The 21,982-nt window shown below is 43.8% G+C and carries 12 protein-coding genes and 3 pseudogenes; 10 read left to right on the top strand and 5 right to left on the bottom strand.

Going from position 1 to position 21,982, the window contains the following annotated elements; genetic code table 11:
• The first annotated feature begins 21 nt into the window (after positions 1-21).
• The 3 genes from HMPREF9007_RS12560 (at position 22) to HMPREF9007_RS12570 (ending at position 4,311) form a co-directional block, all read left to right on the top strand.
• A complete protein-coding gene (locus HMPREF9007_RS12560) occupies positions 22-1,359 on the top strand; it encodes a glycoside hydrolase family 28 protein (RefSeq protein WP_008761659.1) in 1,338 nt (445 codons plus the stop codon).
• A gap of 37 nt (positions 1,360-1,396) precedes the next feature.
• Entirely contained in the window at positions 1,397-3,358 is a 1,962-nt protein-coding gene (locus tag HMPREF9007_RS12565; RefSeq protein WP_008761658.1) for a DUF3826 domain-containing protein, read from the top strand.
• Positions 3,359-3,528: 170 nt separating this feature from the next.
• Positions 3,529-4,311 (top strand): patatin-like phospholipase family protein, encoded by a 783-nt coding sequence (locus HMPREF9007_RS12570; protein ID WP_008761657.1) that lies wholly within the window; start codon positions 3,529-3,531, stop codon positions 4,309-4,311.
• On the opposite strand, the gene HMPREF9007_RS12575 is transcribed toward HMPREF9007_RS12570, so the two are convergent.
• The 5 genes and pseudogenes from HMPREF9007_RS12575 to HMPREF9007_RS12595 form a co-directional block, all read right to left on the bottom strand.
• Entirely contained in the window at positions 4,299-5,186 is an 888-nt protein-coding gene (locus HMPREF9007_RS12575; RefSeq protein ID WP_008761656.1) for an SDR family oxidoreductase, read from the bottom strand. The genes HMPREF9007_RS12570 and HMPREF9007_RS12575 overlap by 13 nt on opposite strands.
• A 175-nt stretch (positions 5,187-5,361) precedes the next feature.
• Positions 5,362-9,233, bottom strand: a pseudogene (locus HMPREF9007_RS12580) (family 78 glycoside hydrolase catalytic domain).
• Positions 9,234-9,262: 29 nt separating this feature from the next.
• Positions 9,263-10,725: pseudogene (locus HMPREF9007_RS12585) on the bottom strand (glycoside hydrolase family 140 protein).
• 36 nt (positions 10,726-10,761) lie between these two features.
• Complete coding sequence (locus HMPREF9007_RS12590) at positions 10,762-11,964, bottom strand: glycoside hydrolase family 88 protein (protein ID WP_008761655.1); 1,203 nt, start codon at positions 11,962-11,964, stop codon at positions 10,762-10,764.
• Positions 11,965-11,977: 13 nt separating this feature from the next.
• Positions 11,978-14,446, bottom strand: a complete 2,469-nt coding sequence (locus HMPREF9007_RS12595) for a glycoside hydrolase family 95 protein (RefSeq protein ID WP_165000523.1) — start codon at positions 14,444-14,446, stop codon at positions 11,978-11,980.
• Between the two features lie 227 nt (positions 14,447-14,673).
• On the opposite strand from HMPREF9007_RS12595, the gene HMPREF9007_RS12600 reads away from it, so the two are divergent.
• The 7 genes and pseudogenes from HMPREF9007_RS12600 to HMPREF9007_RS12625 all read left to right on the top strand — a co-directional run bounded on the left by HMPREF9007_RS12600 (position 14,674) and on the right by HMPREF9007_RS12625 (position 21,972).
• Positions 14,674-15,672, top strand: coding sequence for a quinone-dependent dihydroorotate dehydrogenase (locus HMPREF9007_RS12600; protein ID WP_008761653.1), 999 nt, complete (start codon positions 14,674-14,676; stop codon positions 15,670-15,672).
• Positions 15,673-15,677: 5 nt separating this feature from the next.
• Complete coding sequence (locus tag HMPREF9007_RS12605) at positions 15,678-16,466, top strand: alpha/beta hydrolase (RefSeq protein ID WP_032850377.1); 789 nt, start codon at positions 15,678-15,680, stop codon at positions 16,464-16,466.
• 66 nt (positions 16,467-16,532) lie between these two features.
• On the top strand, positions 16,533-17,324 hold the full coding sequence (locus HMPREF9007_RS12610; RefSeq protein ID WP_008761651.1) for a head GIN domain-containing protein: 792 nt from the start codon (positions 16,533-16,535) through the stop codon (positions 17,322-17,324).
• A 234-nt stretch (positions 17,325-17,558) separates the two neighbouring features.
• Positions 17,559-18,287, top strand: coding sequence for a nitroreductase family protein (locus HMPREF9007_RS12615; RefSeq protein WP_008761650.1), 729 nt, complete (start codon positions 17,559-17,561; stop codon positions 18,285-18,287).
• 7 nt (positions 18,288-18,294) lie between these two features.
• Positions 18,295-18,466: pseudogene (locus tag HMPREF9007_RS27150) on the top strand (PD-(D/E)XK nuclease domain-containing protein); the annotation flags it as partial.
• Between the two features lie 539 nt (positions 18,467-19,005).
• Positions 19,006-19,740: a DUF5131 family protein gene (locus tag HMPREF9007_RS12620; RefSeq protein WP_022470302.1), complete on the top strand. Its 735-nt coding sequence runs from the start codon at positions 19,006-19,008 to the stop codon at positions 19,738-19,740.
• Positions 19,741-19,875: 135 nt separating this feature from the next.
• Entirely contained in the window at positions 19,876-21,972 is a 2,097-nt protein-coding gene (locus HMPREF9007_RS12625) for a glycoside hydrolase family 127 protein (protein ID WP_008761648.1), read from the top strand.
• Positions 21,973-21,982: the final 10 nt, after the last annotated feature.

Here is a 21,982-nt window from a genome sequence, read left to right as displayed (position 1 = left end):
AACTATTTAATAATATAGAATATGAATTTACGAATCACTCTTTTGGCTTTTCTTTGCCTTTGCGCAACAGCGATCCTTCGTGCCGAACGCGTTGATATGTTGAAAGCGGGTGCAAAAGCAAATGGGAAAGCTCTCAATACAAAGCTGATAAATTCAACGATTGACCGTTTGAATCGTGGAGGCGGAGGTACGCTCTTTTTTCCTGCCGGAACGTATCTGACGGGAAGTATCCATCTGAAAAGTAACATTACACTGGAACTGGAAGCCGGAGCTACCCTGCTTTTTTCAGACAACTTTGATGATTATCTTCCTTTTGTAGAAGTACGTCACGAAGGAGTCATGATGAAAAGTTTCCAGCCGTTAATCTATGCGGTTGATGCGGAAAATATTACTATTAAGGGAGAAGGTACACTGGATGGTCAAGGTAAGAAGTGGTGGATGGAGTTCTTTCGTGTAATGATTGACCTAAAAGATAATGGTATGCGTGATGTTAATAAATATCAGCCGATGTGGGATGCTCAGAATGATACGACTGCCATCTATGCAGAGACGAATAAAGATTATGTCAGCACTTTGCAGCGTCGTTTTTTCCGCCCTCCGTTCATTCAGCCTGTTCGTTGCAAGAAGGTGAAGATTGAAGGAGTGAAAATTGTCAATTCTCCTTTCTGGACTGTTAATCCGGAGTTTTGTGATAATGTGACCATCAAAGGGATCACAATAAATAATGTCCCTTCTCCCAACACGGATGGAATCAATCCTGAATCCTGCCGGAATGTACATATCAGTGATTGCCATATTTCTGTAGGCGATGACTGCATTACGATTAAATCCGGAAGAGACGCACAAGCCCGCCGCTTGGGAGTGCCGTGTGAGAATATTACTATTACCAATTGTACGATGCTTGCCGGTCATGGTGGTGTAGTGATCGGCAGTGAAATGAGTGGCAGTGTACGTAAGGTCACGATCTCTAACTGTGTATTTGACGGAACCGACCGTGGTATCCGCATCAAGTCAACCCGTGGAAGGGGAGGAGTCGTAGAGGATATCCGTGTCAGCAATATCGTAATGAGTAACATCAAGCAGGAGGCTGTCGTCTTGAATCTGAAATACAGCCAAATGCCTGCAGAAGCAAAGAGTGAGCGTACTCCGATATTTCGTAATGTTCATATCAGCGGTATGACTGTGACGGATGCAAAGACTCCGATTAAAATAGTAGGACTGGAAGAAGCTCCGATTTCTGACATTGTATTGCGTGACATCCATATTCAGGGAGCCAGACAGAAGTGTATCTTTGAAGATTGTGAACGTATCACTATGGATAACGTAATCATTAACGGTGAAGAAATAAAACTGAAATAAACCTCTTGGGAGGTTACATATTTATAAATATAAGAAAATGAAACGAATCCTTTTCTCATTGCTTCTCGCTGCATCTCTTTCGGCAGAAGCACAGACGCAGACATACGAGACGGAATTTGCCCGTCCCTTGAATGAAGTATTGGCAGATATTCAAAATCGTTTCGGAATCCGTCTGAAATATGATATCGATACGGTAGGAAAGATTTTACCTTATGCTGATTTCCGTATCCGCCCTTATTCTGTAGAAGAATCTTTGACGAATGTGTTGTCACCATTCGATTACAAATTTGTCAGACAGAGCGGTAATCTATATAAGTTGAAGGCTTATGAATATCCTCGTCGTACAGATGCTGACGGAGAAAAAATGCTGGCTTATCTCAATACGCTTTATGCGGATAAGCAGGCTTTTGAACTTCGTGCCGATTCACTGAGAAAAGAGGTCCGTCAACGTTTGGGGATCGATACTTTATTGGCCCAATGTGTAAACTCAACCCCCATTCTATCGAAAATACGGAAGTTTGATGGCTATACTGTGCAGAATTTCGCACTTGAAACTCTACCGGGACTGTATGTTTGCGGGGCTGTTTATACGCCTCAATCGAAAGGGAAACACGCTCTGATTATTTGTCCGAACGGACATTTTGGTGGCGGTCGTTATCGGGAAGATCAGCAGCAGCGTATGGGCACATTAGCTCGTATGGGAGCTGTTTGTGTCGATTATGATTTGTTTGGCTGGGGAGAATCAATTCTCCAGGTGGGAAGTGCGGCGCATCGTAGTAGTGCGGCACATACTATTCAGGCAATGAATGGATTGTTGATTCTCGATTATATGCTTGCTTCCCGTAAAGATATCGATACCAAGCGTATTGGTGCCAACGGTGGTTCCGGTGGTGGAACGCATACTGTACTACTGACAACGTTGGATGACCGTTTTACTGCTTCTGCCCCGGTGGTTAGTCTGGCTTCTCATTTCGATGGTGGTTGTCCTTGTGAAAGCGGTATGCCTATTCAGCTATCGGCAGGAGGTACTTGTAATGCCGAACTGGCTGCAACATTCGCTCCCCGTCCGCAATTAGTGGTTTCTGATGGCGGGGACTGGACAGCAAGTGTTCCTGCACTTGAATTTCCGTATTTGCAGCGTATCTATGGATTCTATGATGCGAAAGACAACGTGACGAACGTTCATCTTCCCAAAGAAAAACATGATTTCGGTCCGAATAAAAGAAATGCAGTCTATGATTTCTTTGCCGAAGTCTTCGATTTAGATAAAAAGATGTTGGATGAGAGTAAAGTAACTATCGAACCGGAGTCTGCCATGTACAGTTTTGGAGAGAAAGGGGAGTTACTACCGGAAAATGCAATTCGTTCGTTCGACAAGGTGGCTGCTTATTTTGATAAGAAGGCTTTTGCCAAATTGAAATCGGATGCTTCTCTTGAAAAGAAAGCAATGGAATGGGTAGCTTCACTCAATCTGGATGATGAAAAGAAATCAGGTTTTGCGGTGACGACTATTTATAATCATCTTCGCCAGGTTCGAGACTGGCATAATGATCATCCATATACGACAATACCTGCGGGTATCAATCCTACAACGGGCAAACCGTTAACTCAGCTCGAACGTGAGATAATAGCAGACTCAGCTATGCCCAAGGAGGTTCATGAAAGACTGATGAAAGGGTTGTGCAGAGTACTGACGGAAGAACAAGTTGAGCAGATTTTAGATAAATATACAGTTGGCAAGGTAGCATTTACCATGAAAGGGTATCAGGAGATTGTTCCTGATATGACGGAGGAAGAAACAGCCTTTATACTTGAACAGCTGAAACTGGCTCGCGAACAAGCTGTTGATTACAAAAGCATGAAACAGATATCTGCTATCTTTAAAGCTTATAAAACGAAGATCGAACTGTATTTCTATGAGCATGGCCGTAACTGGCGCCAAATGTATAAAGACTATGCAGAAAAGCGAAAGGCGGAAAAAGCAAAGGAAGGGAAATAGAGCCTCAAAGATACTTTTTTATTAATGCATACTATAAGCAGCAATATCTCTGACATAGAGAGGATTGCTGCTTTTTGCTTCATTTGCTTCTAGAATAATAGAGCTGGTCGGACATCTTTTATTGCGGAAAATGTGTTATATTGTGGACAGCTAATAAAAACGTATATTATATGGATAAGCAAAAAGTAGCATTAGTCCTTTCTATGGGTGGCGCACGTGGTATTGCGCATATTGGAGTCATTGAAGAATTGTTACGTCATAATTTCGAGATAACTTCTATTGCCGGAAGCTCGATGGGAGCGATGGTAGGCGCAATGTATGCTTCGGGAAAGCTGGAGGAATGTAAAGAATGGCTCTATAGCTGGGATAAACGTAAGATGTGGGAACTGGCGGATCTGACATTAAGTCGGGACGGCTTGGTGAAGGGGGATCGTTTTATCAAAGAACTGAAGCAGATTATTCCCGTTATGAATATTGAAGAATTGCCTATACCGTACGTAGCAATGGCTACTGATATTGTTTGCGATCAGGAAGTGAGGTTCGATAGTGGTAATTTGTATGATGCTATCCGTGCTACTATTTCTATACCGATGCTCTTCCGGCCTTTACGGAAAGATGGTATGGTTCTGATTGACGGAGGAATACTGAATCCCCTTCCGCTGAATCAGGTGCATCGTACGGAAGAGGATATTCTGATAGCAGTCGATGTCAATGCTCCGATTGATTGCGGTAAGAAAAAGAAAATGAGTCCTTATAACTTGTTGACAGAATCTTCAAGAATGATGATGCAGCAAATTACCCGTTATCAAATAGAACGTTGTCAGCCGGATATCTTAATTCAGATGTCCGGCAATGCTTATGATATGCTGGAGTTCCATCATGCAGCTTCTATTGTGGAGACGGGAATAGAGATTACACGGGATGCGTTGAATACAGAACTTTATTCTGTATAAATCATCTTTTTCGTCATACCTCCGTCAATGGTTATATTCTCACCATTGATAAAATCATTCTCATCCCGGCAGAGAAATAAACACATACGGGCAATATCTTCCGGTTTGCCCACTCGTTGGGAAGGGTGCTGAGAATGGTCTTCTGGTTGGAGTTGATCATAATTTTGTGTTTGTATCCACCCCGGAGCAATGGAGTTTACTGTGATATTCCATTCGGATAATGATAAAGCTAATGCATGAGTCAGAGAATAGATACCACCTTTGGAAGCTGCATAACCTTCACTTCCCGGTTCACTCATCAAATAACGTGTTGAGCAGATATTAATGATTCTTCCATAAGGATTAGAATCAGACTGTCCCTTACGATGAATGGCAAATAACCGTGAAGTAATAAATACAGGACGAAGATTGACAGAAAGAATCTTGTCGAAATCTTCGACACTTGTTTCTGTAATGGAAGAAAATTTGCTGATACCGACATTATTGATGAGGATGTCAATGTCCTTCCATTCATCCAATATCTGTTGCATACAGCTTTCGAGTGCTTCTTTATCACTAACGTCAACAGAATGAAATATGGCTCCGGTATCTCTTGCTGTTTGTTGACCGGACACAGCATTAATGTCACAGAAGGCTACTTGATGTCCGTCTTTACAGAATGCTTCTACTATTGCTCTCCCTATGCCTTCCGCTCCGCCTGTCACGAATACTCTTTTTTTCAGGCTGTCCGGTTTTGAAACAATTTCACCTGCTACCTCCGTTTTGACTTGACTGCTGGTAGCCGTTTTCTTTTTCCCATATTTCTGTGCCTGTTTCCAAGCTGCTTTTCTGGCCTCGTATTGCTCTTGTTGTCTTTCTATATAATTATCTGCCATGATTGTTTTACATTTAAATCTGAGGAACAAAAATAATATATTTATGTGGTCTATGCAATTTATACAGCAATAAGGAGTATTGATAAACCTGTAAACAATAAAATACCGCACTGATACGATAATTGTCAGTGCGGTATAATGATAACAGAGAATCTGTTTTTCTTTTATTCAGCTACTACTTAAGCTTTGAGAGATCTATCTCTGTATACTTGATTCGTTGGCGACGCCAGGTATAGATTGCATGTAACTTTCCATCTTTCCCTTGGATAATGCTTGGATAAGAATATTGGCTGATAGGGCTGTCCTCTAATGTCAGAATCGGTTTCCAGTTGATTCCATCTTCTGATATGGCTACGCAGAGAGGAGTACGGGGACCTTTCGGTGTACCTGGCAATGTGGAGAAATGATTGTAAATGAGAATGTGACGTCTGTCACTCATTGTCACGGCATCTGTTCCGGAATTGTTGTTCGGAACATTGCTTAATGTCACTTTACTCCAAGTTTCACCATTGTCGCTGCTCCAGGATGTTGCAATCTTTGCATTGCGTGTACGGCAAAGTACCTGCAGTCTTCCATCCTTATGCTTTAGGATACTAGGTTGGATGGCAAGAATCGGTTGTGCCCCTTCTCCCTGAATAGCTTCTCCCGCTTCCTGATCATCTACGTTAATACCATCTTTCTTACGGTTCTGAGTCGGGACAGACAGTTTGGCAGGTACCGACTCTGTCGTTTTCCAGGTTTTGCCTTTATCATCCGAATATTCAAAATGAATGCGCCATCCCCCTTTGCCCTCTCTGCTTGACGGGCAGATGATGCGACCGTTGATGTATTCCGGTTTGTTCTTGATAGGACCTAGAAATCCTTCCGGCAAGGCTTCACGTTTGCTCCAAGTTTTCCCACCGTCTTTTGAACGAACCAGCCAGCCGGTCCAGTCGCCTACATTTAGTCCTATTTTGTAGAACAGAATTAAATCTCCTCCCGGTATCTGAAAAAGTACAGGATTCCAGCAAGCTTTCCGGCGGGCAGTCAGTTTTCCTTTGGCATCCACTACAGGAGTGCAGGTCGAATCTATGCCGGCTAAAGCAGCCTGCGAATCTTTGAGTGAAAAAACTCCGTCGGCAGCCAGCTTGGGAGCCGTCCATTCTTTGGCACCTTTGGGCTTGCGGCAAACCCAGATGCAGCAATCCGGATTACGTTCTTTGGTTCCACCGAAGAAAGAAGCAACGAGGTCACCGTTTTTCAGTTCTACAATGGTTGCCCCGTGGCATTCCGGGAAAGAAGCTTTCTCATATAGAAATTCATCGCTGATGATGGCAGCATTCCGTGTCGGTATATCTACGCTGAAATGATATTTTCCGGAACCTATTTTTTCTTTTCGTCCATCCGGCAGATGCACTTCTCCTGTAGTATTGGCAGGAAGTTCGATATCCCATTCCAGATGCATAGGAGTCTTTTTCCATCGACTGGTAATCTTTCCGTAGATACTCATATAAGAAGCATCCACGTTACTCAATTCCTGAATTTCGAAAGCAGGTTGGAAAACAATATGTTTGTAACCGGATTTCCAACGGTCGGCACGGATACCTGCCAGATTGTTGAAACACCAGGGAAGTAAGTCTCCTAATAACATAACATGGTTTCCGCTGTTCATTCCGGGATTTGCCGTGTCACCGTTCCAAAGTTCCCAAATAGTGGTGGCACCTTGTGCCGCCATATACCCCCACGAAGGATATGTATCATTGGTAGCCAACAGATAAGCTATATCTGCATGGCCCCGACGACTCAATTCACGCATCAGCCATTGCGTACCGATTACTCCGGTACTGATATGCCCTTTGTTCGTTGTAATAATGGTGGTTACTGCATTTTTTGCTACTTCTTTGATATGTGCTTTGGGCACGAGACCGAAGGCAAGTGGCAGAATATTAGCTGTTACAGTATTATTCCCGTAGAAAACACTATCCGGATATAAAGTATGACCGGGTACAAGTGAAGTACCTTCCTTTATATGCAAGAAATGTGCATTGAATGCATCCTTCATTATATGTTCCAGGTCTTCCCAATCTTTTGCATCTGCAGTCAATCCCTGAAGACTGGCGAAGCGATGCATCAGTTGCAACACTTTCAGGTAATAGGCGGTAGCGATCAAGGCACCATCTGTTTTGCGGGCAGGATCTTGACTGTGAATCATTTCCAACGATTCGGGTGGAACGCACCAGTCTCCATATTTATCTTTGGTGATGATGTAGTCCTTTGTCATATAATACTCACGGATGTGCGATACCCATTTCTTGATAGCCGGATAATTATCTTCTATCGGACGCATGTCTCCATAATTGGTGAAGAGCATATCACAGATTAGGGGCAGGGTAGCAGGCCATGTGACATTATCCGAATAATAGTTCCAGTAAGCCGGAGCTACATCAGGAATACAGCCGTCTTCGCGCTGTGCTTCGCGGATATCACGTGCCCATTTGTTGTACATGGCATGATTGTCGAAAAACATACTTTCCCCCAACAGCCCATTGCATGATCTCCCAGCCAGGGCTGACGTTCGTTACGTTGGGGACAGTCTACCGGCATACCTTTATAGTTACTCCGAATCCCCCAGAATGCATTACGTATAACTTGGTTCAATGTTTCGTCCGAACAGGAAAAAGAGCCTGTATGATCCATCTCATCTTCTACGACTTCCACTACGAAATCCTCGGTCTTGGCATCCGGATATCCGCTGATTTCCACATAACGGAAACCATGATATACAAAACGGGGAGCCCAGGTGGCACCTTGCGGTTCACGTCCGCTAACTACATATATATCCGTGCAATGTGCGTCGCGCAGGTTTTTCGTGAAGATTTCTCCATCTGATTCCAGACGTTCTGCAAAATGAAGACGAATGCTGTCGCCTGCCTGACCTTTGATACGGAAACGTACCCATCCTGCCAGATTCTGACCGGTATCCATAATGTATTTGTCACCCATTTTTTGGATAGAAACAGGTTTCAGTGTTTCCGTTACTTTCATCCCCGGCATCATTTGGGCACGAAGTGTACCCGAAGGAATACTGACGCGTTCTGCCGGCATCCATTTTGTATCGTCATAACCTGTCTGCGTCCAGTTTCCCAGTTCTTTGCGGGCGTCATATTCTTCGCCGTCATATTCGTTATTGCTGCGGACAGGACCTTCGGTTGTCAGTTTCCATGAAGTATTCGTCGCGATTGTCTCCTTACTGCCATCAGCATATTCAACGATCAGATTCAGGCGTAGTTTGGGATATCCGAAGGTCGGAATCTTGTATGGTTTGTAATTCTGACGCATGGTATAAAAACGACCATTGCCTAAAGTAACACCGATGGCGTTCTCTTGCTGAAGTTGGGAAGTGACATCGTATGTGTTATACAAGATTGTCTTCCGGTAATCGGTAGGAGCGGGGGCCAGTACCTGATCACCTATGCGTTGTCCGTTGATGAACAGTTCGTACAATCCCATTCCGGCGATGTGCACTGTGGCACGCTTTATTTCTTTCTTCAAGGCAAATTCCTTGCGAAGATAACGGGCTGCCAGGCGACTCCATTGAGTTTCACTGTCCCCCGGAGCTGCACGGTCCAGACCGATCCACTGACCTTGCCAGTCTGCTTCATTGAATAGTCCCATGCTCCAGAAAGCCGGACTACTCCAATCACTTTCACCTTTATTGGTGTAAACCTTCACCTTCCAGAAGTAGGGAGCATTGCGTTTCAAATTTTCTCCCTGGTAGGTTATCCATTGGGAAGCATCTGTTTCTACTTTTCCGGAATCCCACATATCTCCTTTCCCTTGTGCCAATAGATCGGGGGAAGATGCAACAAGAATGTGATACGCGGTTTGCATCACATTCTGTTCGTTCGACTCGATACGCCAACTCAGACGGGGTTGGTGCGTATCGATACCCGACGGATTCTTTAGCTGCTCTGTCCGCAGATTGGTTACACCTATGGCTGCACGTATCGGACCTGCTGCAAGAAACAGAACAGATAAGAATGATAATATAAGTATCTTTTTATTCATGAGTGTCAATTTGATAGAGTGAATGGAAACTAGGCTCCGGCACCTTGCTGGTCCGGCAGTTCTGTCCAGTCTTTCTTCACATAGTCCTTACTACTGTCTACTACAATCAGGATATGATCGTTTCCGCTGCTGTAGCCGCTATCGTGCTGGAACTTGTGCACACCGTTGTCAAATTCACCGATATATTCCAGTTTACCATCCTTGGTTGTGTACCACCATGCGTTCTTCTTGGCACCGCTGATTTTGCTGAAATCAACTTCCATCGGACGTCCGGTATAGTTATATACCATCAGATAGTCATTGCCGCGTGTTGCGATGGCACGGTCATAACGTTCGCCATTCTGTCCGGTGATGACAGACTGATCCGGTACTCGTTCGAAGAATGGGAAAGTCAGCATCAGATTCTTCAGATATTTCATTTGATTGTATCCGGGATCATTCAGAGCATCATACCAGGGCTTTTTAGCACCATAAGCACCGCCTACGCCCGGTTTGATAAATTGCATGATGGAGTTATGACCATACGTATGTCCGAAAGAACCGGCAAATACAGACCAGTAAGCGTACCGGCGTACATCATAATCTTTCCAAAGTAATTCGTTCTCATCGTGCAGACCGTGCGGTATTTCTTCGTAGATGGGTTCACCGTCTATAACGGGCTTCATCGGTTTCATAGCCATACTGCGTTCTACAAAACGCCAGTTGTCTTCTTCCGTATTTTCTTCGATGGGATAATCTCCGTCACCGAAACGTTGTCCATAACGGCGGTGTCCGCTCTGGAACATATTGAAATCCAGCCATGGTGCATTGTTGAACCAAGTGGCAGAAGTCGTTCTGCCACGCGGGTGGAATGTCATCAGATGGTTCTTGTCGATTGCTTGATGGAGGTTGCCAATGCTTCCCATTCGGCAGTCTTCACATCACCACGGATATCCCCACCGATAAACCAGATAATGTTAGGTTCGTCTTTATAGCGTTCTGCCAGGAACTTGCCGTATGCTTTTGCCTGATCTACATTCATTTCGCCATGACTTACCGGACTTCCCCAGATGCAGACCATGCCGATATAAAGACCTTTCTTTGCTGCGGTACGGATAATGTAATTCATATGATCCCAATAACCATATACACCTTTCTGATTGATATTCTTGAAGTTGTAGCCGTCAGTCATTGAATACTGTCCGTAGATATTCATAGACGGGACATTATTCAATGTCTGAACCTGAATCACGTTATATCCGCGGCGTTTGCATTGTTCCAGATAATATTCGGCTTCGTCACGATTCAGACGTTCAGGCAGCAGCCAGCCGGTTTCTCCCAGCCAGAAGAAAGGAGTGCCGTTTTCGTGTTTCAGATAACGTCCTTCTTCAGAAACGACGAGTTTGCCGTTGCTCCATGGGATATACGTCTTTTGTGTTTTCTTTTGTGCTGCGGCAGAGGTTGCCAATGTCAACAGCAGCAATAAGAGAGGAAGAATCTTAAATTTTCTCATTGTACTTTATCGTTTTTGGAGTTCATATCTTTACATTTATTTGTCTGTCATTTTCTCATATTCGATGGCTGCCAGAATAAACGATCCTACTGATTTCGGGTCATTCTCTATAACCGGTTCGCTGATATAATATTCGAATGAACCGTCACGGTATCTTTTGGAGTCTCCGCCCAGTCCGGCTACCGCACAACAATTCGTAATGGTATAGCTGCCGTCTTCTTCAAGATGGGTAAATGTCTTGACCATTCCATCAAAAGCTTTGCGGGTAGGTTGGATGTAGTCCTTGCCGATATATCCCTTATTGACAGCTTTGGCAAGTGTATAGATAAATAAGGCGGTTGCCGAAGATTCCAGGTAATTTCCTTCACGCGCTCCCTGATCAGTTACCTGATACCAGGTGCCGGACTGAGGATCCTGATATTTCACTAAAGTCTTTGCCAATCCCTGAAGAATCTGCATTACGCTGTCTCGTCCGGTCGTTTCCTGGGGGAGATAATCCAGTACGTCTACCAAGGCTGCTCCATACCATCCGATACTGCGGCTCCAGAAATTAGGAGAACAACCGGTTTCGGGATTTGCCCATTTCTGTTCGCGGCTTTCATCCCACCCGTGATAGTAAAGTCCTGTGGTGGGGTCGTAAGTTTTGCGTGCTATCAGAAGAATCTGTTTCACAGCTTCATCGTATAGTGCCGGTTCCTGGAAAGTACTGCCATACTGTACCAAGTAAGGAGAAGCCATGAAGATGCCATCCAGCCACATCTGATGAGGATATCTTAGCTTATGCCAGAATCCTCCTTCACTTGTGCGGGGTTGTTCTGCCATCTGTTTACGTAGGGTATCCATAGCTATTTTATAGCGTTCATCTCCTGATTGTGCATAAAGATCAAAAAGAATCTTGCCGCCATTGACGTTATCAATGTTGAATGAAAGATATTTCATCGTTTTAATATGGCCGTCCGTATCGATCAGACTGTCTGCATAGATTTTGGCATATTCATAGTAAGTGCTGTCTCCGGTATGTTTCCATTCTTCCAGCATAGACTTTACAACAAGTCCGTGGGTATATCCCCAACGGGGTACTTTTGCTTTTTCAATCATCCAGGGTTCGGGAAAACGTTTCATCTCAGAGCGTGCCATACGTTCGCTCCATTTTTCTGTTTCTGCTTTCTGAGGTGCTGTGCAGGCGATGAAGCAGACAGCTCCGCAAGCAACAATCAGTTTTAACAAGTTTCTGTTCATATAGGTAGAGTTATTATTTTCCAATCAATATATATTCTTGCCCTGCTTTGGTAGGCAGGTCATACAAGTAAGTCCTTGCAATTTCCACTTTATTCAGGCTGGCTTTTTCATTCACCAATGGCTGGGGAATCGTGGGGACTGCATAGAGAGGGTTCGGGTTCTCTCCTTTGGCACGTTTCAAGCCCTTTCCGGTCAGCGGGTTGAGTGAACGTAGACGGCAGTTACCACCTTTATGAGATTTCACGACCAGGCGATTTACTTTTCCATTCTTCCAGCTTAAATCAAGTTCGAAACCTCCACGGGCAATGATACCTGTGACAGAACCGTCCTTCCAGAGAGTCGGAAGTGCCGGAAGCAGGTAAATAAAGCCATCGTAACTTTGCATCAGCATTTCGGCTATACCTGCAGCACAACCGAAGTTTCCGTCGATTTGGAAAGGTGGGTGAGCATCGAATAGGTTAGGGTAGGTGCCTCCTTTTTTCTTTTCGTTACGTACCAAAGTCAATTGGTCGGTTATCAGTTTGTAGGCATGGTCACCATCAAGGAGGCGTGCCCACAGGCAAACCTTCCATCCCATGCTCCATCCGGTGGACGGATCTCCACGGTGAATCAGAGAAGTGCGTGCAGCGTCAAATAGTTCCGGAGTACGGTAAGGAGAAATCTGGTTGCTGGGGAATAATCCATATAGATGGGATACATGGCGGTGTACATCGTTCGGATCATCCCAGTCGAACATCCATTCCTGCAATTGTCCCCAATGTCCTACCTGCATAGGAGCCATTTCCTTGAGGCGTTGTTCCAGATGAGCGGCAAATTCTTTGTCCGTATCCAAAATTCGGGAGGCTGAAATAATAGCTGTCCAAAGGTCGAATATCAATTGATTGTCCATCGTGCATCCGGCGGCTGTAGTTGCCTTGCCGTCGCTGCCGGAATGTACATTTTCGGGGGAGTTGCTCGGGCAGACTACCAGCCAGTTGTGTACAGGTTCTTTCACCATAATCTCGTCAAAGAACAGTCCGGATTCTTTTAATATAGGATAAACGGAACGGAGGAACTCTGTGTCTCCGGTGTACAGATATCGTTCCCATAGATGACGGCATAACCATGCACCGCCGCTCGGCCACATACCCGAAGGGGCTTTGTCCAGTGCTCCTGTGATACGCCATATATCCGTGTTATGATGCAATACCCATCCGTTGGCTCCATACATGATTTTTGCCGTTTCCTTTCCGCTTTCGCTCACCTCTTTTATCAGCCGGAAAAGTGGCTCGTTCAGGTCACTTAAATTAGTCACTTCCGATGGCCAGTAATTCATTTCCAGATTGATATTACAGGTATATTTGCTATCCCAGGAAGGGAAAAGTTTATCATTCCAGATACCCTGTAAGTTAGCGGGTTGTCCACCCGGTTGTGACGAGCAGATTAACAGATAACGGCCGAACTGGAAGTAAGTGGCAACCAGATGCGCGTCATGTGTGTCCTTAAAATTCTCTACACGTTTGTCGGTTGTCACATTTTTATATTGGTCTTCCCCTAAATCCAGAGATACTCTGGTCAGATATCGACGATAAAATTCTACATGATTCTTTTTGGCTTCTGCGAATGGACGAACCAGCGCTTCGGACAAATAGCTCTTTGCACGTTCTGTCTGATTGCCTGTGATGTCCAGGTAATTATTGAAGTTGGTGGCTATAGACACATAGATTGTGGCTTCGTCAGCTCCTTCTACAGAGAGGACGCCATCGGTACAAGCTATTTTTCCTCCTTGGTTGCGGGCGGTCAGTCTTCCCTGAAATTCTACTTTTCCCTTCAGTCCTTCATGCAAGGAAGACACCCCTGAAAGGGTCACACAGTTCCCTTCTTCAGAGTTAATCATTACATCCTGATGAGGGGAGGTGAGTTGCGCGTTGAAGGTAATTTGTCCCGGACGGTTGGCGGTCAGTCGTACCATGACTACCTGATCGGTAAATGAGGTGATCGTTTCACGTTGATATTGCACTCCGTCTACTTCATAACGGACGATGGCACGTGCCGAGTCCAGGCTCAGTTCCCGATAATAATCGGAATAGCGGGTATGTCCGGGGAAAGCAATTCGCAGGTCGCCGAAACTCTGATAAGGCATTCCCGAATTTGTTTTTGCCATCACTTTCTCCGTAGCGAGCGTTTGTGCTTCCAGATATTTTCCGGCAAAAACAAGTTCACGTACCTTCGGAATATACTCCAGTGCGTTCGGGTTTGCGTTGTTGTTGGGGCGTCCTGCCCAAATGGTTTCTTCGTTTAGTTGTATTTGTTCTGTTCCCGGCGTTCCATATACCATTGCCCCCAGACGCCCGTTTCCCAAGGGTAAAGCCTCGGTCCATACCTGTGCGGGACGGTCATACCATAGTTTATATTCCTGCACAGATACTTTTTTTTCCTGTGCATGAATACATCCTGCAGAGACCATTACAAACAGATATCCGATTAATCTCTTTTTATTCATTTTCATCTAATCGCTTTTATACTTTTATAGGAGGACGATTAAAAAGGAATTTTGTACCCAATATACAGGCAATAAGAAGCAGGGATAATCAAAAGTTATCGGGTATAAAAAAACGAACTTCAATATCTGCTCAAAAAGGTCTTACTTTGCATACGTAAAAGCACTAGGAAGAAGTTATTTCCTGAGTGTGGATTTATATCTTTAATCTAAAAAACAGATAATTGAAAATGTATAATTTAATTATTAGACCGCTATTATTTCTCATTGATCCTGAAAAAGTACATCGGATGCTCTTGAACTGGTTAAAAATCTATCGCTATCTGCTTCCGGTTCGTGCCTGCGTAAGAGGACACTATCAAGTGGACGAACCTTTTTCATACGGAAGCCTGCGATTCAAAAACCGGATAGGTTTGTCTGCCGGATTCGATAAAAATGCGGAAACATTTGATGAGTTGGCAGATTTTGGTTTCGGATTTCTGGAAGTGGGGACTGTAACTCCTGATTATCAACCGGGAAATCCTTCTCCCCGTATCTTCAGGCTGGTAGAAGACGAATCACTGATCTCACGTACTGGTTTCAATAATTGCGGTGTCGATATAGCTCTGGAGCATATCAGAAGATACAGAAAACATTCTTACATACTCGGAGTAAATATCAATAAGAATCCGCTTTCTGCCGGTGAGCAGATCATCAAAGATTTTGAGCTGGTTTTCACTCGTTTATATGAAAGTGTAGATTATTTTACGTTGAACTGGGGTAGTATAGATAAAGAATCATTTGCTAAAGTTTTAGAAAACTTCACAACATTTCGTCAGGCAGTGAACAAACGGTGCAGTATTTTCATTAAACTCCCGGCGGATATTGATGAGAAGGAATTGGATCTGGTCATTTCCCTTGCATATAAATATTCTATAGAAGGCTTTATAGCCACAGGTCCGACGATGGACCGCTCAGAATTGCATCAGACAAAAACAAAACAGTTGGAAAAGATCGGTAACGGTGGCGTCAGTGGTCGGGGTATCGGAAAGAAATCGCAGAAGGTAGTGCGTTATCTGTCCGGGCACACCGACCGCCACTTTCTGATTATCGGGGCAGGAGGAATAATGACAGCAGAGGATGCAGCCAATATGATTTCCCAAGGGGCCGATATGATACAGATTTATTCGGCATTTATCTATTCCGGTCCTTCTGTTGTTCATAAAATAGGGAAGAAACTTAAATATTAATCGATATGAAGAAATTAATTTGTATTAGCTTGTATGAGGACTTATCCATGGCGACCTATGATTTGGCGGAAGTGGACAATGCCGAACTGATTGGAATCGTAGAAAATGCTTCCGAAGGAACTTTATTTGTTTTTACTTGTGACAGGCCCAATGGAAGCAGTGTTATTATGTGTCCCGGAGGTGGATTTCTGAAGACTAATCTGGAGAATGAAGGTATTGATTTTGCCGAATGGTTTACGAAGCTGGGAATTACATATATCGTCTTTAAATATAGAATGCCTCATGGTAATCCTGATGTTCCCGAACAAGATATCCGGTTGGCATTGAAGGTTGTGCGAGAAAAAATTCCGGAGTTTTGTGATAAACTGGGAGTGATGGGGGCTTCTATCGGAGGATATCTGGCAACTTTTTCAGCTACGCTTTTGCCTGATGATGAGAAGCCGGATTTTCAGATATTGATGTATCCGGTAGTCAGTGTCGATGATCGTTTGACACATTTTCCTTGCCGTGAACGAATGTTTGGTCATTCCTATTCACCGGATAAGATGGAGCAGTATTCACCGATTGAGCATATTACTTCCGGCACACCTGCCGCTTTCATTGTAGCAGCTGCAGATGATGCTGTGGTAAGCCCTCTGAATGGTATTATGTATGCTGCCAGACTACAGAAAGCAGATATCCCCATTTCTCTGCACATCTATCCTGCGGGAGGACATGGATTCGGTTATAATGATAGTTTTGTGTATAAGCAGGAGTGGCTTCAGGAACTTGGAGAATGGTTGGCAAAATTGTAATTCTTTTCTTGTAATTCGAAATATACTTCCTATATTTGTCATTAAAATATTTAATGAAAAGAAATTATGAGAAATTCAAAGGTTACATCTATGTTGGTAGTGCTGATGTTTCTGTTGGTCACAGGAATACAGGCGCAGACCGTTACTCCCAGTAAGAAATATATCACAAAAGAACTGAATAACGTAAGCAACTTCAGCTCAATCAGCGTATTAGGCAGTCCTGATGTCGAGTATCGTCAGAGTAATGGTTCTAAAACGACAGTTTCTATATACGGTTCGGATAATTTGGTAGACTTGCTGGAAGTTTCTACAGTAAATGGAGTATTGCAGGTGAATATCAAAAAGGGTGTCAAGATTCTTAGTGGAGAGCGTCGTTTGAAAGTGATAGCTTCTTCCCCTTCATTGAATCAGGTAGATATTAAAGGTTCGGCAGATGTATATCTGAAAGGTACAATCAAAGGGAATGACCTGAATTTGAATATAGCCGGTTCCGGAGATATCGAAGCGGAGAATCTGCAATATACTAATATATTTGCTTTGGTGAAAGGAAGCGGGGACATTGATTTGAAAAATGTGAAAGCGACTACTGTGGTGTCAGAAGTTAATGGTTCCGGTGATATCAATATGAAAGGTTCTGCACAGAAGGCGACACTGACAGTAAATGGTTCCGGAGATATTAGTGCTGAAAAACTGGCTGCAACTAATGTCGTTGCTACAGTTGCAGGTTCGGGTGATATAGTATGCTACGCTTCCGGACAGTTGGATGCGAGAGTTAGTGGTAGTGGTGATATTGAATATAAAGGAAGCCCTTCAGTTGTAAATAAGCAGGGGAAGAAAAATTCGATTACCGGTAAGTAAGATACGAATCTTATTTTTTATAGAAAGCGGGCAAATATGTTATTTATCACATATTTGCCCGCTTTTATTTAGACATTCATAGATCTCTTATCGAAGTATATATAATGACCATATGTTAAAAATATAGTTAGCCAAGATACAATTAACTTGCAGATCTGTTTTATTTATATGGGCTTATCTGTATTTTCTGATATTGCACATTATGAAATATTATTCAATTAAGTCAAGTAGTATATGAATTTAGATGAAGTTTTAAATTATCGTCGCTCTGTACGGGTATATGATAAAGAAAAGGAAATAGATACAGAGAAAGTAAAGCATTGCCTGGAATTGGCAACTTTGGCTCCCAATAGTTCTGATATGCAACTATGGGAGTTTTATCACATCACACAGCCTGAATTGATGGCAAAGGTATCAAGAGCTTGTCTTGATCAAAAAGCAACTTCCACGGCTTCGCAGATTGTTGTTTTCGTCACACGTCGTGACTTGTATCGGAAGCGGGCGAAATTCGTTCTTGATTTTGAGACAGGAAATATACGGCGGAATAGTCCTATAGACAGGCAGGAGAAACGTATTAAAGACAGAAAACTGTACTATGGGATATTGATGCCGTTTGTTTATGCCCGTTTCTGCGGTATCTTAGGACTTTTCAGAGTACTACTTGCTAATATTATCAGCATTTTCCGCCCTATGATGCTCGAAGTATCTGAAGGTGATGTGCGTGTGGTGGTACATAAATCCTGTGCACTTGCTGCTCAGACATTTATGATTGCTATGGCGAACGAAGGATATGATACCTGCCCCTTGGAAGGCTTGGATAGCCGACGACTCAAAAGGTTGCTTAAGTTGCCTCATGGTGCTGAAATAAATATGGTAGTTTCTTGTGGAATCCGGAATGGAAATAAAGGAATTTGGGGAGAACGGTGCAGGGTACCGTTTGAGGAAGTTTATCGTAAGATTTGATGGCACGGACGCAGTAGTAAAAACGCCTAAATATATATACTGAATGGGACTGCCGAGCAGGCTTTGCAGCAGATTGATGAAAAAGGCTATCTGATTCCTTATCAGACAGACGTGAAGTCGTGAAAGTAGGAGTGGAGTTCAGTGCGGAGAAAAGGAATATTGGACGATGGTTGCTTTAACCAGATAACAATTAATATTAAAGTGAATCCTATTAGATGATCAGATGTGCGGAGATATGCCAAGCATATCTCCGTTTTAATTGACATAATCCGCCGGAGTAAAGGGATGAATGATGCTTACCGACGTGATTTAATCGTTTTTTAATAAATGAAATTTATTTTTTCCTGATTATACAAATAGTACAAAAGAATCTTCTTGTTTGGTCTTGTTTTTTATATTCCGCAACATTTCATCCTTTGTGTCATAGTATTAGTCACCTTCGAAACATTTATTGTTTGTATCCGACATGGATGGAGTTTGGCTAGTCCCCAAATATACGGATATTTGTGAAGTGAGATTTCACTATCAAAAGTATTGGTCCTTTCGGACCGGCCGCCTGTGAAGGTAGCTCTATTGTTTGTTTTGTTTGTGTTTGGTGCATCTTTTTTCAAGCGAGAAAGAAGATGCACTATTTATATCTATCTACCCTGACTAGCGGATATTGAATGAAAATTTGCCTATGAAACAGATAAAGCATACATTTGAAGAAAAAAAGAAGATGGGCGGGAAAGCATCAATGTGGAACTTATGGCACGGCTGTCACAAATGGAGTGAAGGCTGCCGCCACTGCTATGTATATCGTACGGATGGCAAATATGGAAAAGACAGTTCGGTGGTGACAAAGACGGAAAAGTTCGGTTTGCCTTTGCAGAAGAAAAAGAATGGAGAATATAAGATACCCTCGGGAAACCTGGTATATACCTGTTTTACCTCTGATTTTCTGATTGAAGATGCGGATGAATGGCGTGCCGAAGCATGGGAAATGATGCGGATACGGCAGGACCTTCATTTTATGTTTATTACGAAGCGGATAGACAGACTGCAACAGTGCCTGCCACCGGATTGGGGAGATGGATACGACAATGTGACGATTTGTTGTACAATGGAGAATCAGGACAGAGTCGATTATCGCTTACCTATTTATAAAGAAAGTCCTATTAAACATAAAATTATTATCTGTGAACCCCTTCTTAGTCAGATTGATTTCAGGGGAGAACTGGAAGGATGGGTAGAGCAGGTAGTGGCAGGAGGAGAGTCCGGTAAGGAAGCCCGCGTTTGCAATTATGACTGGGTGTTGGACATCCGCCGTCAATGTGTGGAAGCTCATGTCGGTTTCTGGTTCAAGCAGACAGGAAGTTATCTGTTGAAAGATGGGCATGAGTATAAAGTCGCCCGACAGTTCCAGCACTCACAGGCAAGGAAAGCGGAACTGAATTATACTCCCGAAAAATAACGAAAGAACAAATAGGAATAAAGGAATGCGAAGGCTGTCGGACAGCTTTCACATCCCTTTATTGAGTACAAAATATGGATAATCACGTCTCTCCTTAAAGAGATAGTGTGTAAATTTTAAAATTATCCATATTAAATGAAACAGATAAAGCTGTTATTTCTTTTAGCTTCCGCCTCCGTCACGGGAGCATTTGCGCAAAGCAATGGGCTGACGGATATGAGTCAGAGCCGTTATGCAAAAATGGCAAATACCGGAATAGATGCCGTACACTGGACGAATGGATTCTGGGGAGAGCGTTTTAATGTATTTAGCGGAACTTCCTTGCAGAGTATGTGGAATACATGGAACACGCCGGAAGTTTCTCATGGTTTCCGTAATTTTGAGATTGCTGCCGGTATATGCAAGGGAGAACATTGGGGACCTCCGTTCCACGATGGAGATATGTACAAGTGGATGGAAGGAGTCGCTTCTGTGTATGCTGTCAATAAAGATCCGGAATTGGACAAGTTAATGGACAACTTTATTGCTTGTGTCGTAAAAGCCCAACGTGCAGATGGTTATATACATACACCGGTTATTATAGAAGAGCTGAATAAAGGAATAGACAGCCATACGCAGGCTGACTCCCAACAACAGACAGTGATTGGTACGAAAGTAGGCTCTGAGGACGAAAAAGGTGCATTTGCCAATCGGTTGAATTTTGAAACGTATAACTTGGGACACCTGATGATGGCAGGTATCGTTCACCACCGTGCTACCGGAAAAACAACTCTTTTTGATGCTGCCGTGAAAGCTACGGATTTCCTTTGTCACTTCTATGAGACGGCTTCCGCCGAGTTGGCACGCAATGCAATTTGCCCTTCACACTATATGGGAGTGGTGGAGATGTATCGTGCTACAGGAAATCCCCGTTATCTGGAACTTTCAAAAAACCTGATTGACATTCGCGGTATGGTAGAAAGCGGCACGGACGATAATCAGGACCGTATCCCTTTCCGTGACCAATATCGTGCAATGGGACATGCCGTACGTGCCAATTACCTGTATGCAGGCGTGGCAGATGTGTATGCGGAGACAGGGGAACAACAACTGATGAAGAACCTGACTAGTATCTGGAACGATATTGTCACCCGAAAGATGTACGTGACCGGAGCTTGCGGTGCTTTGTATGACGGCACCTCACCGGATGGAACGTGCTATGAACCGGATAGCATTCAGAAAGTGCATCAGAGCTACGGTCGTCCGTATCAGTTGCCGAACAGTACGGCACATAACGAAACTTGTGCCAACATTGGTAATATGCTGTTCAACTGGCGCATGCTGGAAGTGACGGGAGATGCCAAGTATGCGGATCTTGTGGAAACTTGTCTTTATAATAGTGTATTGAGTGGCATAAGCCTGGATGGAAAGAAGTATTTCTATACGAATCCTCTTCGTATCAGTGCCGATCTGCCTTATACACTCCGTTGGCCGAAAGAACGGACGGAATATATCAGTTGTTTCTGTTGTCCGCCCAATACATTGCGTACGCTTTGTCAGGCGCAGAATTATGCTTATACATTGAGTCCGGAAGGGATTTATTGCAACCTGTACGGTGCAAATACATTGACTACAAACTGGAAGGACAAGGGGGAACTTGCTTTGGTGCAGGAAACGGACTATCCTTGGGAAGGTAATGTACGTGTAACGTTGAACAAAGTGCCCCGTAAAGCAGGTGCTTTCTCCCTCTTCTTCCGTATTCCGGAATGGTGCGGGAAAGCTGCGTTGACAGTGAACGGTCAACCGGTATCCATGAATGCCAAGGCAAATACCTATGCGGAAGTGAACCGTACATGGAAGAAAGGAGATGTGGTAGAACTGGTCATGGATATGCCTGTTTGTCTGCTCGAAGCTCATCCGTTGGCAGAAGAAATCCGTAATCAGGTGGTAGTGAAACGTGGCCCGTTGGTTTACTGCCTGGAGAGTATGGACATTGCAAATGGAGAAAAGATCGATAACATCTTGATTCCTGCCGACATAAAGCTGACTCCGAAGAAAACGACGATTGAAGGTAGTTCGATAGTAGCTCTAGAAGGGAAAGCGCGTCTGGCATCGTCTGAGTCTTGGGAAGGCGTGCTTTATCGTCCGGTTGTCCAAGCAGAGAAAACAGTGGATATTCGTCTGATTCCTTATTATGCATGGGGAAACAGAGGTAAAGGAGAGATGACAGTCTGGATGCCGCTTGCAAGATAACCCATTGTAC

The organism is Bacteroides sp. 1_1_14 (assembly GCF_000162515.1).
GTDB classification, from domain to species: domain Bacteria; phylum Bacteroidota; class Bacteroidia; order Bacteroidales; family Bacteroidaceae; genus Bacteroides; species Bacteroides thetaiotaomicron.
The sequence above is the reverse complement of the archived record's forward strand: the minus strand, read 5'-3'. Positions and strand labels throughout refer to the sequence as shown.